Origin of the sequence: Mycobacterium sp. SMC-15 (assembly GCF_045310925.1) — a bacterium.
GTDB lineage: Bacteria > Actinomycetota > Actinomycetes > Mycobacteriales > Mycobacteriaceae > Mycobacterium.
In genome coordinates, this window is sequence record NZ_JBJIAJ010000005.1 from 179,019 (window position 1) to 192,517 (window position 13,499).

Genomic DNA, 13,499 nt, shown 5'->3' on the forward strand with positions numbered 1-13,499 from the left:
TCAGCCGCGTTTGATCCGGCGGCGGGTCCGGTTGCGCGCCGAGCGCAGCATCGCATCGGCGTAGAAGCGCATCGCGGGTCGAAACGGCGGCGCCGCACTACCGGTCATGCTGAACGGCAGGTCGGAGCCCACCACGGTCCGGTAGTGGCTGAACGCGTCAAAGCCCGCCTTGCCGTGGTAAGCGCCCATGCCGCTGCGGCCCACCCCGCCGAACGGTGCCCCCGGCGGAATCATCTGTGCCGCAAAATCGTTGCGGGCCACTCCACCGCTTCGGGTGCGCCGCACGAAGTCCCGGAAGCTCTTGCCGCCGGGACCGAACCAGTAGGCGACCAGCGGAGCGGGGCGCGCGTTGATCGTCTCGATCGCTTCATCGAGGGTGCCATAGCCCTGCACCATCAGCACCGGACCGAAGATCTCCTCGTCGGCGATCCGCATGGTCGCATCGACGCCGCGCACGAGGGTGGGGGCGATCTTGCGGGAAGCTCGATCCGGCAGCGCCTCCCCATCCGGCTCGACGGCCTCCACCACGGCACCGCGGTCGCGCGCGTCGTCGATCAGAGCCAGCACCCGGTCGAAGTTGGCTTCGTTGACGCTTGAGCAGTAGTCGCCATTGGCCAGGATCGTCGGGAACATGTCCCGCAACGTTTGCCGGGCGACATCGACAAATGCGTCGATGTCGCGCTCGGGCACCAGAACATAGTCCGGACACACGCAGACCTGACCGCCGTTGACCATGCGGGCCGAGGCGATCCGCTTCGCCGATCGCGCGATATCGGCGCCGGGCGCCACCACGACGGGATTCTTCCCGCCCAGTTCCAAGGTCACCGGGACCAGGTTGTCCGCGGCGGCGCGCTGAACCAGCGCACCCACCGATGGCGAACCGGTGAAGAAGACGTGGTCGAACGGCAGACCGGCGAACGCGGCCGCCACCTCGGCGCCACCGGTGACGACGGCGAACTCGCTCTCGTCGAAGTACTTCGGTGCCAGCTGCGCCATCAGCTCGGCGGTGTGCGAGGTGATCTCGGACATCTTGACCATCACCCGGTTGCCCGCCGCGAAGGCTGCCGCCGCCGGCACCACCACCAGTTGCAGCGGGAAGTTCCACGGCCCGATGATTCCCACCACGCCGAGCGGGCTGGGCTGCACCTCGGCACACAACCCGACCAGCCGGGCCGCACGCAGCAACTTGCCCGGCCGCATCCATTGTCGGACATGCGATCTGGTGTGCTCGACCACGGGGACGATGCCGATCATCTCGGTGGCCAATGAGGCCGCTCGCGACCGGGTGCCGAAGTCCTGCGCCATCGCCTCGGTGAAGGCGTCGACGTTGTCCAGCACCATCGCGAGCAACCGGTCGATGCGGCCGCGCCGGACCGCGGCGCCCGGCGGCCCGTCGGCCACGAAGGACCGCCGCTGCTTCTCCAGCAGATTTGCCAGCTCGGCCGTCACGACAGGTCCAGTGGCCCGTTCTCGGCCACGGTACGCAACTGGCCCAGTTCGACGCCACGATCCGCGGCGGCCTCGATGCAGGCCGCCACATCCTTGCGCATAAAGGGCGCAACGACTTTGGCGAAGCTATCCACACCACCGGCCGACTGCACATACCCCGCGGCCCGGCTGCCGCCGCTGCATTGCGACAGTGCCTCGAACAAGCTGGTGTCGCGCACTCCGAGGCTCTTGCCCAGCTCGACCGCGGCGGCGACCAGTTGCGCATTGGCGGCGAACAGCACGTTGTTGATCAGCTTGAGGTTGAGCGCGGTGCCCAGCCCCCCGGTGGTGATCACCGGATCGGCATAGGACGCCAGCACCGGCTGCGCACGGGCCACCGCGTCGTCGGGGCCGCCGAGCAGCACGGTCAGCCTGCCGGCCTCGATGTCATGAGCGCCGCCGCTCACGGGAGCGTCCACCAGCACCGGGCCGTGCGGGAACTCCGCCGCCAATTTGGTCAAAGTGCTCACGGTCCCGGTGGTGTGGGAAACCACGACTGTGCTGGAGTCGGCATGGGCAAGCAAGCCGTCGGCGCCGGTGGCGACATCGAGCAGTTGGGCGTCGGAGAACAGGCAGCTGATCACGACGCCGGCATTGCGGGCGGCCGCGGCGACCGACTCGACCGGCACGGCACCGACGTCGGCGAGCCGCTGGCGCACCTCGGGCCGGCGCGCGTACACCTGCACGCGATAGCCGGCGGCTACCAGGCGCGCGACCATCGGTTCGCCCATCTTGCCGGCTCCCACGAACCCGACGACCTGGCCCGTTGCGCTCATTCTCGGCTCCTCAAGGCAGCTTTCGGCTATCCGGTAAGGGCAACCGTAGCATTGTCCGCACGCGCCGAATTCGTTACAGTCGTGCTTACTGTCGACTTTTCGGGTACACCAGAAGGCTGGCGAGGATGACCAACCCGCAGCGCAAGGTCGTGGTCGTGGGCGCGGGGTCGGGAATCGGCGCCGCCACCGCCGCGCACTTCTACGAGCGCGGAGATTTCGTTCTCGCCGTCGACGTGCGCGCCCACCACACGCCGGCGTCGCAACACGCCTGCTGCGACCTGCGGGATCCGGCAGCCATCGCTGAGTTCACCGCCGGAATCGGCGACGGCTGGGACCTACTGGCCCACGTCGCCGGCCTACCGGGCACCGCATCGACTGCCGACGTACTCACGGTGAACTACCTGGGTATGCGCCTGATGACCGAGGGCCTGCTACCGCGGCTTCGTCGCGGCGGGTCGGTGGTCGCGGTGGCATCGACGGCGGCACTCGGATGGGAGCAGCGCATCCCGGCGCTCAACGACCTACTCGAAGCGACGGACGCGCAGGCCGTCCTGCGCTGGCAGGCCGGCCAGGACCCGACCTACCCGGTCTACAGCACCTCCAAGCAGGCGATGATCCTGTACGCCAAGCGGCGAGCCGCAACGGCCCACGCCGAGTACGGCGTACGGATCAACACGGTGAGCCCGGGCCCGGTCGAAACGCCGATCCTGCCCGACTTCGAGCAGTCGATGGGCAAACAGCTGCTCGACACCGTACGCGCCACCGTCGGCCGGCATGCCGGCGTCGACGACATCGTGCCGGTGATCGACTTCCTGGGCTCCCCCGCCGCCGGATGGATCACCGGCCAGGACGTTCTCGTCGACGGCGGGTTCATCACCTCGATCACCGCCGGCACCCCCATCACCGCGTAGGGCCAACGCCCCGAGAGGAAACCATGACACTGGATTCGTCACCGACCACACCGGTATCGCCGCACCCCTACCATCGCCTGGACATCTCCGAAACCGGCTTCTGGGGCAAGGACTTCCGGACCCGGGACGAGACGTTCGCGACGCTGCGCGGCGAACCGGGGCTGACCTGGCACCGGCCCATAGACGCGGTGTTCCCCCACCAGGAGACCGGATACTGGGCGGCGACCCGCCATGCCGACGTCAAGTTCATCAGCCAGCATGAAGAGCTGTTCTGTTCCAGCGAAGGCGTCAGCGTCGACCCGATGCCGGCCGAGATCCAGCGCAACATGACGTTCTTCCTGGCGATGGACCCACCCGATCACACTCGGTACCGCAAGCTCATCAGTTCGGGATTCACCCCGCGCCAGGTTCGGCGCATCGAGGATCAGATCAAGGCCAACTCCCGCAGCATCGTCGACGACCTGTTGACCCAGTTGCGCACCGGCGACCAGATCGACTTCGTCGCAAGCTGTTCGGGCCAACTGCCGATGCGCACGGTCTCGGACATGATCGGCATCGACCCGGCCGACCAGCAGAAGGTCGCCTACGCCGCCGAATGCCTGTTCAGTGGGAGCGACGACGAGTACGCCTCACTGGAGGAGCGGGCCGTGCACGTCATGACGCAGCTGGGCGTGCTGGCCGGCTCCGGCGTCGAGCTGGCACAGCGCCGCCGCGCCGAACCGCACGATGACCTGATGACCGAGTTGGTCAATGCCGAGGTCGACGGCCACCGCCTCACCGATTCCGAGCTCGGCTCATTCATGGTGCTGCTGGGCTCTGCGGGCAACGACACCACCAAGCAGGCCACCACGCACGCCTTCAAGGCCTTGATCGAACATCCTGAGCAGCGCGCCTGGCTGCTGGCCGATTACGACAATCGGATCGGCGGGGCGGTCGAGGAGTTCGTGCGATGGGCGACACCGGTACTCGCCTTCGCCCGTCACGCGGTGGTGGACACCGAGGTCGCCGGGACCGAGATCAAAGCCGGCGAGAAGGTGGCGCTGTACTACTGCTCGGCAAACCGCGACGAGTCGGTGTTCGACCGGCCGCATGAGTTCGACCTCACCCGCGCCACCAACCCGCACCTGGGCTTCGGCGGCGGCGGCGCGCACTACTGCCTGGGCACCCATGTCGCCCGGATGGAGCTGCGTCACCTGTTCTACGAGCTGCTCACCCGGCTGCCGGAAGTCAGGATCGGCGAGCCGGAGTACCTGCAGAGCACCTTCGTGCACGGCATCAAGCGGATGCCGATCAGCCTGGCCTGACGCTGGCGCAATACTCGCTTAGTCGGTTACTGTAATCATTACAGTATGTAGCTACACCCGACGGGAGATCAGCCGTGGAGAGTCAGGTTGACGACATCGCTGCCGCACTCGACAAGCCGGCCGACTACCTGAAGAACCCCTATCCGTACTTCCGGAGCAAGCGAGAAGGACTCGGAGTCTTCCCCGGAACGGTCATGGACTACTCCAAGACCCCGGCATCGCTTCGGCCCAAGACCCAATTCGCCGCGGTCTCCTTCGAGGCCGTGAATCAGGTTTTCCGCGAGGCGGATTCCTTCAACTCGCACATCTACGACGTCACTATCGGGCTGTTCATCGGACCGACGATCCTGGCGATGGAGGGCGAGCCACACCGCAAGCATCGCAATCTGGTCTCGGCGGCCTTCAAACGGAAATCACTGGTGCACTGGGAGCCGGAGGTGGTCCGGCCGGTCTGCAAGGCCCTGATCGACGAGTTCATCGGCGGCGGTACCACCGATCTGGTGTCCGGCTTCACCTTCGAATTCCCCACCCGGGTCATCGCCAAGCTGCTGGGCCTGCCCGAAGAGGACCTGCCCTGGTTCCGCCAGCGGGCGATCGAGCTGATCAGCTACACCGTCAACTACGAGCGGGCGTTTGCCGCTTCAGCGGAATTGAAGGACTACTTCCTGGCCCAGATGGCCAAACGCAAGTCCCAGCCGACCGAAGACATCATCGGCGACCTGGTCACCGCGGAGGTCGATGGCGAAAAGCTCACCGACGAAGCGATCTTCTCGTTTCTACGCCTGCTGCTGCCGGCCGGCCTGGAGACCACCTACCGGGCCACCAGCAACCTGCTGTATCTGCTGCTCACCCATCCCGAACAGTTCGCGGCGGTGCGCGCCGACCACGATCTGATCGGCGCCGCGATCGAGGAGGGGCTGCGCTACGAGACGCCGCTGACCACGGTGCAGCGCACCGCCATCCGCGACACCGACGTGGCCGGCGTCGAAGTCCCCGCCGGCGCCGTCGTCGACGTCTGCATCGGTTCCGCCAACCGCGACGAGGCCCGGTGGGAGCGGCCGGAGGAATTCGACATCTTCCGCAAGTGGATTCCGCACATCACATTCGCCGCAGGCGAGCACACCTGCATGGGCCTGCATCTGGCCCGCATGGAGATGCGGGTCGCGATGGAATCCCTGCTGGAACGCCTCGGTGAGATCACCCTGGTGACCGACGGTAACCCGCATATCTACGGGCAGCCGTTTCGCTCCCCGCGGTCGCTGCCGGTGACCTTCACCGAGAAGTGACGGCTTACGCCCCACGCGGTTTGCGGTAGCCGATTGTCTTGGTCTCCAAGTACTGCGAGAACCCCTCGATCCCGCACTGCCGGCCCCAGCCGCTGCTCTTGTAGCCGCCGAACGGCGCGTCGGCTCCGTAGTACATGCCGCCGTTGACGCCGACCGCGCCGGTCCTGATCCGGCGAGCCACAGCCAGTGCCCGCTCGTTCGATGCCGAGACCACGGCGCCGGCCAGCCCGTAGGCACTGTCGTTGGCGATGCGCACCGCCTCGTCGTCGTCACCGAACGGCAGCATCACCACCACCGGCCCGAACACCTCCTCCCTCGCGATGGCGGCGCTGTTGTCGACCCCGACGATCACCGTCGGCTGCACGTAGTGCCCGCCCGCCAGCTCGTCCGGAAGGCCGGCGACTTCGCCTCCGCCGGTGGTGATCTCGGCCCCGTCGCGGCGGGCCTGCGCGTAGGCGTCGAGCACTCGCCGCTTCTGTGCGGCGCTGATCAGCGGGCCGACCAGGGTTTGCGGCAGCGCCGGGTCGCCCACGGTGACGGCCGCGAAGGCCGCGGTGACCGCAGCGACCAACTCGTCGAACAGGCTGGTGTGCACCAGCATCCGGGTGGTGGCCGCGCAGGCCTGCCCTGCGTGCACGCACACCCCCACCGCACCGGGGATCACCTTGGCCGGGTCGGCGTCGTCAAGCACGATCAGCGCCGACTTTCCACCCAGCTCCAGGAAGGTCCGCTTCATGGTGTCGGCGCTGGTGCGGGCCAGCAGCTTGCCGACTGTAGTGGATCCGGTGAACGAGATCATGTCGACCCGGGGGTCGGTGCCGAGCAGTCCGGCCACCTCGTTGGACGGCGTGGGCACGACGTTGACCACCCCAGCGGGGATGTCGGTGTGCTCAGCGATCAGGCGCCCCAGCCGGGTGGCGTTCCACGGGGTGTTCGGGTCGGGCTTGAGGACGACGGTGTTGCCGGCCGCCAGGGCCGGCCCCAGCTTGTTGAGGATCACCTCGATGGGAAAGTTGGACGGCGTGATCGCCGCAACCACACCGACGGGCTCCTTGACGACGGTGCGGACGTTGCGGTCGCCGAACAGTCCCCCGCCGTCGAGTAGCCGCTCCCAGTCGAATTCGTCGATCAACCGTCCCGGGTAGCGCAGCCCAGCTACGAGCGGCCAATCCAGCTGTGCCAGTTGGGTCGTCATCACCGGGCAGCCGACCTCGGCGATCAACTCGGTGCGCAGCTCTTCCTTCTCCGCCTCCAGCGCCGACTGCAGTTGCGCCAGGCAGCGCTTGCGCAGTTCGCGGTTGGTCGACCAATCGGTGTCGTCGAACGCTCGGCGGGCCGCGGCGATGGCCTGGTTCATGTCGTCCGCGCCGGCGGCCGCCGTGGTTCCCAACAGCCGGCCGGTGGCCGGGCTGAGGTTGTCGAACTGGGCGCCCGAGGCCGCTGCCACCAGTTTGCCGTCGATCAGCAGGCGCGACTCCGCCACCACAGCAGCCCGTTCGCCGATCTCAACGCTGCTGGTCTGCCGTCCGATGTCGCTCACCTCGCCCCTTTCGGATGCCCAACCGTAACCATTACAGTAGAATACTTCAATTGGTTCTCGAGGGGTTCACACGGCGGCAGGAGCGCGCTGAGTTGATCAAAGTCATGGACGGCTTCCGGGTGCTGGAAGTCGCGCAGTTCACCTTCGTGCCCGCGGCCGGCGCGATCCTTGCCGACTGGGGCGCCGACGTGATCAAGGTCGAGCACCCGGTGCGCGGTGACACCCAGCGCGGGTTCATCCGGATGGGCGGTTTCGAGCTCAACCCCGACCGGCATCCGCTGATCGAGCACCCCAACCGGGGCAAGCGCAGCGTCGGCATCGATATATCGACTTCCGGTGGGCAGCAGGTCCTTTACGAACTGGCGGCAACGGCGGACGTGTTCTTGACGAACTATCTGCCGCGCGCGCGGCAGAAGAACAAGTTCGACGTCGAGCACATCCGCGCCGCCAACCCCAACATCGTTTACGCCCGCGGCAGTGCCTACGGCGACAAGGGCCCCGAGCGCGACATCGGCGGCTTCGACGGCACCGCGTTCTGGACCCGCAGCGGGATAGGCCACGCGCTGAGTCCCGAGGAACTCGGGGCGCCGCTGTCCCAGGGCATCCCCGCGTTCGGCGACTCCGTCGGTGGGATGAACATCGCCGGCGGGATCGCCGCCGCGCTGCTGCACCGCGAGCGCACCGGCGAGGCGCTTGAGGTCGACGTGTCATTGCTGTCCACCGCATGGTGGGCGGCCGGTGCCAGCGTGACACAGGGCATGGACACCGGCGAGGCGATGCGGGCGATGATGCCGGAATCCGGCGGTTCAGCGAGGCTCGACGAAGGAGAGGCGAAGCTGGGACCGGCGCGCGGGCCGAGCGGTTCAGCGAGGCTCGACGAAGGAGAGGCGAAGCTGGGACCGGCGCGCAGGCCGAGCGGCTCCCCCGCGAACCCGTTCCTGGGCAACTACACGACCTCCGACGGCGGCACCATCAACCTGTGCATCGTCAGCCCGACCGGCTACATCCGAGACACCTTTGAGCATCTGGGGATTCCCGAGGCGGCCGACGACCCGCGCTTCGCCGAGGTCCTGCCGCTGATGCAGAACGCCGAGGCGGCCGGCGCACTGGTCGTTGCCGCGATCGGCGCCAAGCCGTTCGAGTACTGGCGCCAACACCTCAAGACCATGAAGGGTCAGTGGGCGCCGTTCCAGAGCCTGGTCGATCTGGGCTCCGACGAGCAGGCCATCGCCAACGACATGATCGCCGAGGTCGAACCCAGTGACGGCGGACCGCCGTTCAAGGTGGTCCGCGGCCCGGTTCAGTTCAACCACGAGCCGCTGGAGACCACGCGTGCTCCACAGGCCTCCGAGCACACCGAGATCGTCCTGATGGAGCTCGGGATGGATTGGGACCGCATCGAAAAGCTCAAAGAATCGGGCGATATCGCCTAACCATCGTTGAGTCTGCGGCCACGGCGCTGCCTACTCGACCTTTTCCGCCACCAACGCAGAGTCAACGGAGGACCGATGCAGAAAGCGCTAGCACCCGACATTTCGACATGGCCGGAGGCGAGCCCTCAGCTGATCGGCAGCCGCTGCGGCGCCTGTGCCGCCACGGTGGTCCCGGTCCAGCCGCACTGCCCGAGTTGCAGCGGCGACCAGATGAGCCAGGAGCTGCTGCCGCGCACCGGAACCCTGGTGGCCTGGACCACCCAGGGCTTTCCGCCCGGGGCACCGTATCTGGGCCCGGCCGGTACGGACTTCGTACCGTTCGGTGTCGGTCTGGTGCAGCTGGGCGACGTCATCCGGGTCGAAGGTCGCCTTACCGAGAACGATCCGGACAAGCTGGAATTCGGCATGCCGGTGGAGCTGGTCATGATTCCGTTCACCTCCGACGCCGACGGCAACGAGGTCGTCACCTTCGCCTTTCGGCCGGTAGAGGAGACCGCGATCCCATGACTCATGACGTAGCGATCATCGGTGTCGGCCTGCACCCGTTCGGCCGATTCGAGGGCAAGTCCGCGATGGCGATGGGAGTCGACGCCATCTTCGCCGCGGTGGCCGACGCCGGCGTGGACTGGAAGGACATCGGGGCCGCGACCGGCGGCAGCTGGACGGTGGCCAACCCCGACGCCATCGTCGGGATGGTCGGGCTGTCGGGCATCCCGTTCACCAACGTGTTCAACGCGTGCGCCACCGCAGCCAGTGCGACCAAAGTCTGCGCGGACGGCATCCGGCTGGGTGACTACGACATCGGCATCGCCGTCGGCCTGGACAAACACCCGCGCGGGGCGTTCACCGAAGACCCGGCGCTGGTCGGAATGCCGCGGTGGTACGCCGAGAACGGTCAGTACCTGACCACTCAGTTCTTCGGCATGAAGGCCAATCGCTACCTGCACGATCACGGCATCTCCCAGCAGACGTTGGCCAAAGTCGCGGCGAAGAACTTCCGCAACGGCGTGCTGAACCCGAATGCGTTCCGGCGCAAGCCGATCTCCGAGGAGGAGATCCTGGGCTCGGCGATGCTGAACTACCCGCTGACCCAGTACATGTTCTGCGCACCCGACGAGGGCGCGGCGGCGGTGGTCATGTGCCGCGCCGACATCGCCCACCGCTACACCGATAGGCCGGTATACCTGCGGGCGGTGGAGGTCCGCACCCGGCGCTACGGCGCCTACGAGGTGAACACCACCTTCGCCCCGGTCACCGAAGACGTGGCGCCCACGGTGTACGCCGCCCGCGATGCCTTCGAAAAGGCCGGTGTCGCACCCGAAGACGTCGACGTCATTCAGTTGCAGGACACCGATGCCGGCGCCGAGATCATCCACATGGCCGAGTGCGGATTCTGCGCCGACGGCGACCAGGAGAAGCTGCTGGCCGACGGGGCAACCGAGATCACCGGGTCATTGCCGGTCAACACCGACGGCGGGCTGATCGCCAACGGCGAGCCGATCGGGGCGTCGGGACTGCGTCAGATCCACGAGCTGGTGCGCCAGCTGCGCGGTGAGGCCGGTGACCGCCAGGTGCCCGGACAACCCAAGGTGGGTTTCGCTCAGCTCTACGGCGCGCCGGGCACAGCAGCAGCAACCATCCTGACCCGCTAGCGACCAGGAGCAATCATGAGCCAATTCCGAGACGCACCGATCTTCGATGCCGACCAACACATGTACGAGACCCCCGATTCACTGACCAAGTACCTACCGGAGAAGTACTCGCGGGCGGTGCAATTCGCCCAGATCGGCCGCCAGACCCGGATCATCATCAACGGCAAGGTCAGCGACTTTATCCCCAACCCCACCTTCGAGCGGGTCGCCGCGCCGGGCGCACATGAGAGGTTCTTCGCCGGGGAGAACAACGAGGGCCTGACCCTGCGCGAGATGCAGGGCCCGGCCATCGAGGCGCCGGCGGCCACCCGCAACCCCGCCGACCGGGTCGCCGAACTGGACCGCCAGGGCGTCACCGAAGCGTTGAACTACCCCACCCTGGCCAGCCTGGTTGAGCATTCCAGTGCCGACGACCCGGAGCTGACCCTGGCAATCATTCACGCGCTGAACCAGTGGATGGCCGAGCACTGGACCTATGACTACCACGGCCGGGTGTTCTCCACGCCGATCATCAACCTGTCCGAGGTCGAGGGCGCCCAGCGAGAACTGGAGTACATCCTGGACCAGGGCGCCGCGGTGGCCCTGATCAAACCTGGCCCGGTCAACGGCATCCGTGGCTGGCGCTCCCCGGCACTGCCGGAGTTCGACCCGTTCTGGCGTGACGTGCAGGCCGCGGGCCTGCCCATCGTGCTGCACGCCAGCTTCCCCCCGCTCGACGACTATGTCGGTCGGTGGGAACCGCCGTACACGCAGAATTTCATGACACAGAGCGCCTTCCGCTGGATGGTGTTGGGCCACCGGGAGATCGCCGACATGATCACCGCGCTGATCTGCCACGGCACCCTGACCCGGTTCCCCAAGCTGCGCATCGCCAGCGTCGAGAACGGCAGCTCCTGGATTCGGCCACTCTTCGATGACTTCGGCGACCTCTACAAGAAGATGCCGCAGAACTTCCCGGAGCATCCGCACGAGGTGTTCCGGCGCAACATCTGGGTCAGCCCGTTCTGGGAAGGGTGCATCTCCGATGTGGTGGGCACCGTCGGCTGGGACAAGGTGCTGTTCGGCTCGGACTATCCGCATCCCGAGGGGCTGGCCGAGCCGAAGGGATTCTGGAAGTACGCCGAGGGGATGGACGTCCGGCGCACCTATGACTTCATGGGCGACAACGCCCGCCGGTTCATGGGACGACCCATCGCGAACCCCGATCCCGCCGCGCTCAAGCCACCGGCATTCGCCGACGCCTAACGTTGACTCTGCGGTCAGGGCTGCGACACACCGCAATTCACCGCCCTGACCGCAGAGTCAACGCAGTGTCACTTCGGTGCGAAGCGCTGGCCGGCATCCAGGCGGATGCACTGGCCGTTGAGCATCGGATTCTCGACAATGGCGGCCGCCAGCTTGGCGTACTCCTCGGGCCGGCCGAGGCGCTTCGGGAACGCCGCATCCTTGGTCAGCACGGCGGCGAACTCGTCGGGGATGCCCTCGGTGAGGCCGGTGGCGAACAGGCTGGGCGCGATCGCCAGCACCCGGACGCCGACGCCGCCCAGATCGCGGGCCATCGTCAGGCACATTCCGGCGATCGCGGCCTTGGATGCCGTGTAGGCGACCTGCCCGATCTGGCCTTCGAACGCCGCGATCGAGGACGTATTGATGATCACGCCGCGCTCGTCGTCTTCGGGCTCATTGGTGCTCATGTGCCAGGCAGCGAGCCGGCTGACGTTGAAGGTCCCGACGACATTGAGATCCTGGGTGCTGCGAAACGCCTCCAGGTCGTGCGGTCCGTCCCGTTTGATCGTTCGTTGACCGATACCGCCACCTGCTGTGGTGACCGCAATGTGTAGCCCGCCCAACGCCTCGACCGCTTCGTTCAACACCCGCTCGGTGCCGGCGAAATCGGTGACGTCGGCTTCGAAGAACTGCCCGCCGATCGACTCGGCCACTTCCTTACCTTTGGACTGCGGCCGATCCAAGACCGCTACTTGGGCACCGCGTTTGGCCAACAGCTCCGCTGTCGCCTTACCGAACCCCGATGCGCCACCAACGATGATCGCGCGCTTGTTCTCGATCTCCACGAACACTCCCCTTGTTTGGACACGACGATCCGGGATCCGACCCGGTGCCTATACTATAGCTATTCCCGTAATACATTCAGTATGGCGTACAAGGGGCACGGCGATCGAGCTGGGGCAGCTGCGGCAGGCAGTCAGGTGATGAACCGGCCGGCGACCCTGGCCAGCACGGCGCGAACCCGCGGCGAGAGATAGACCGCGAACACCCCGTTGAAGATGTCCTCGCGCAGCCGGGTCAGCGTCGAGGTCTTGATCCGCCAGTCGCCGTCGACCTTTTCGTAGGTCTCGGTGTAGTGGCCGTAGCCGCGCAGGTTGACGCCGGGGCCGAACCGCACCACGTCCTCCAGCGCCCACACCCCGTGCGCCGAGGTCGGCGAGTCCAGCTCGATGTCGGGCGCGTGGACCTGGTGCACCGTGGGTTGATCTCGCAGGCTTTTGCGGGTGAAGGCCACGAATTCGTCGGCTCCGGTGACGACCTTGCCGCCCGCGCTCGAGGTGTCACTGACGAAGTCGTCGGTGAACAGGGCGCGCCAGGCCGCCCAGTCCTTGGTGTCCAGGTAGCGGCAGTAGCGGGACTTCAGGCGTTTGATCGCCTCGATCTGCGCCGCGGCGTCGTCAGCCACGAGCCGTCGCCGGTTCGTAGCGCAGCATCGTGACGTCGTGTTCGGGGTAGTCACAGAACACCGGCCGCACCCGCATTCCGACCGCCAGATCGGCGGGATCGGTGTTGACCAGTTCGGTCGAGAATCGGGGGCCCTCATCCCATTCGACGATCGCCAGCAGTTGCGGAACCGCGTCAGCGAAGTGTAGGCCGACCGGACGGCGGGCCACGGTGAAGGAGTACAGCGTGCCCATCCCGGAGATCTCGCGCCATTCCAGATCGTCGGCCAGGGTGCGCGGTGCGCGGACTCGGGGATAGAACACGTAGCGCTCGGACGACGGCGAGTATTGGATGACGATGCGGTGCTGCGCCAACGCATCCCAGAACGGTGCGGTGGTAGGGGTTTTGACCGGCATCGGCCGCTCGAAGCTCATCATCG

13 protein-coding genes are annotated in these 13,499 nt (G+C 66.9%); 7 read left to right on the forward strand and 6 right to left on the reverse strand.

The annotated features are described in order from the left end of the window. Together ACJH71_RS09610 and ACJH71_RS09615 are read right to left on the reverse strand one after the other, a co-directional pair. Complete coding sequence (locus ACJH71_RS09610; protein ID WP_406757925.1) at window positions 1–1,428, reverse strand: aldehyde dehydrogenase family protein; 1,428 nt, start codon at window positions 1,426–1,428, stop codon at window positions 1–3. A gap of 17 nt (window positions 1,429–1,445) precedes the next feature. Beyond that, complete coding sequence (locus ACJH71_RS09615; RefSeq protein ID WP_406757779.1) at window positions 1,446–2,264, reverse strand: NAD(P)-dependent oxidoreductase; 819 nt, start codon at window positions 2,262–2,264, stop codon at window positions 1,446–1,448. A gap of 125 nt (window positions 2,265–2,389) precedes the next feature. On the opposite strand from ACJH71_RS09615, the gene ACJH71_RS09620 reads away from it, so the two are divergent. The 3 genes from ACJH71_RS09620 (at window position 2,390) to ACJH71_RS09630 (ending at window position 5,765) form a co-directional block, all read left to right on the forward strand. After that, complete coding sequence (locus ACJH71_RS09620; protein ID WP_406757780.1) at window positions 2,390–3,175, forward strand: SDR family oxidoreductase; 786 nt, start codon at window positions 2,390–2,392, stop codon at window positions 3,173–3,175. A gap of 23 nt (window positions 3,176–3,198) precedes the next feature. Next, complete coding sequence (locus ACJH71_RS09625) at window positions 3,199–4,479, forward strand: cytochrome P450 (RefSeq protein WP_406757781.1); 1,281 nt, start codon at window positions 3,199–3,201, stop codon at window positions 4,477–4,479. A gap of 74 nt (window positions 4,480–4,553) precedes the next feature. Then, window positions 4,554–5,765, forward strand: coding sequence for a cytochrome P450 (locus tag ACJH71_RS09630; protein ID WP_406757782.1), 1,212 nt, complete (start codon window positions 4,554–4,556; stop codon window positions 5,763–5,765). A gap of 4 nt (window positions 5,766–5,769) precedes the next feature. Here the strand turns inward: ACJH71_RS09630 and ACJH71_RS09635 are convergent, their stop codons facing one another. Then, window positions 5,770–7,305 (reverse strand): aldehyde dehydrogenase family protein, encoded by a 1,536-nt coding sequence (locus ACJH71_RS09635; protein ID WP_406757783.1) that lies wholly within the window; start codon window positions 7,303–7,305, stop codon window positions 5,770–5,772. Between the two features lie 104 nt (window positions 7,306–7,409). Between ACJH71_RS09635 and ACJH71_RS09640 the strand changes: the two genes are divergently transcribed. From ACJH71_RS09640 to ACJH71_RS09655, 4 genes are all read left to right on the forward strand, one after another. Next, window positions 7,410–8,738: a CaiB/BaiF CoA transferase family protein gene (locus ACJH71_RS09640; RefSeq protein WP_406757926.1), complete on the forward strand. Its 1,329-nt coding sequence runs from the start codon at window positions 7,410–7,412 to the stop codon at window positions 8,736–8,738. Window positions 8,739–8,813: 75 nt separating this feature from the next. Further along, a complete protein-coding gene (locus tag ACJH71_RS09645; protein WP_406757784.1) occupies window positions 8,814–9,245 on the forward strand; it encodes a Zn-ribbon domain-containing OB-fold protein in 432 nt (143 codons plus the stop codon). Beyond that, window positions 9,242–10,390 (forward strand): thiolase family protein, encoded by a 1,149-nt coding sequence (locus ACJH71_RS09650; protein ID WP_406757785.1) that lies wholly within the window; start codon window positions 9,242–9,244, stop codon window positions 10,388–10,390. The genes ACJH71_RS09645 and ACJH71_RS09650 overlap by 4 nt, the downstream gene beginning before the upstream one ends. A gap of 15 nt (window positions 10,391–10,405) precedes the next feature. Beyond that, window positions 10,406–11,635: an amidohydrolase family protein gene (locus ACJH71_RS09655; RefSeq protein ID WP_406757786.1), complete on the forward strand. Its 1,230-nt coding sequence runs from the start codon at window positions 10,406–10,408 to the stop codon at window positions 11,633–11,635. Window positions 11,636–11,703: 68 nt separating this feature from the next. Here the strand turns inward: ACJH71_RS09655 and ACJH71_RS09660 are convergent, their stop codons facing one another. From ACJH71_RS09660 to ACJH71_RS09670, 3 genes are all read right to left on the reverse strand, one after another. Further along, window positions 11,704–12,462: an SDR family NAD(P)-dependent oxidoreductase gene (locus tag ACJH71_RS09660; RefSeq protein WP_406757787.1), complete on the reverse strand. Its 759-nt coding sequence runs from the start codon at window positions 12,460–12,462 to the stop codon at window positions 11,704–11,706. 131 nt (window positions 12,463–12,593) lie between these two features. After that, window positions 12,594–13,082 (reverse strand): nuclear transport factor 2 family protein, encoded by a 489-nt coding sequence (locus tag ACJH71_RS09665; RefSeq protein WP_406757788.1) that lies wholly within the window; start codon window positions 13,080–13,082, stop codon window positions 12,594–12,596. Beyond that, the gene (locus ACJH71_RS09670; RefSeq protein ID WP_406757789.1) at window positions 13,075–13,497 is read right to left on the reverse strand and encodes a Zn-ribbon domain-containing OB-fold protein; all 423 of its coding nucleotides are present in this window, start codon (window positions 13,495–13,497) and stop codon (window positions 13,075–13,077) included. The genes ACJH71_RS09665 and ACJH71_RS09670 overlap by 8 nt, the downstream gene beginning before the upstream one ends. Window positions 13,498–13,499 lie beyond the last annotated feature (2 nt).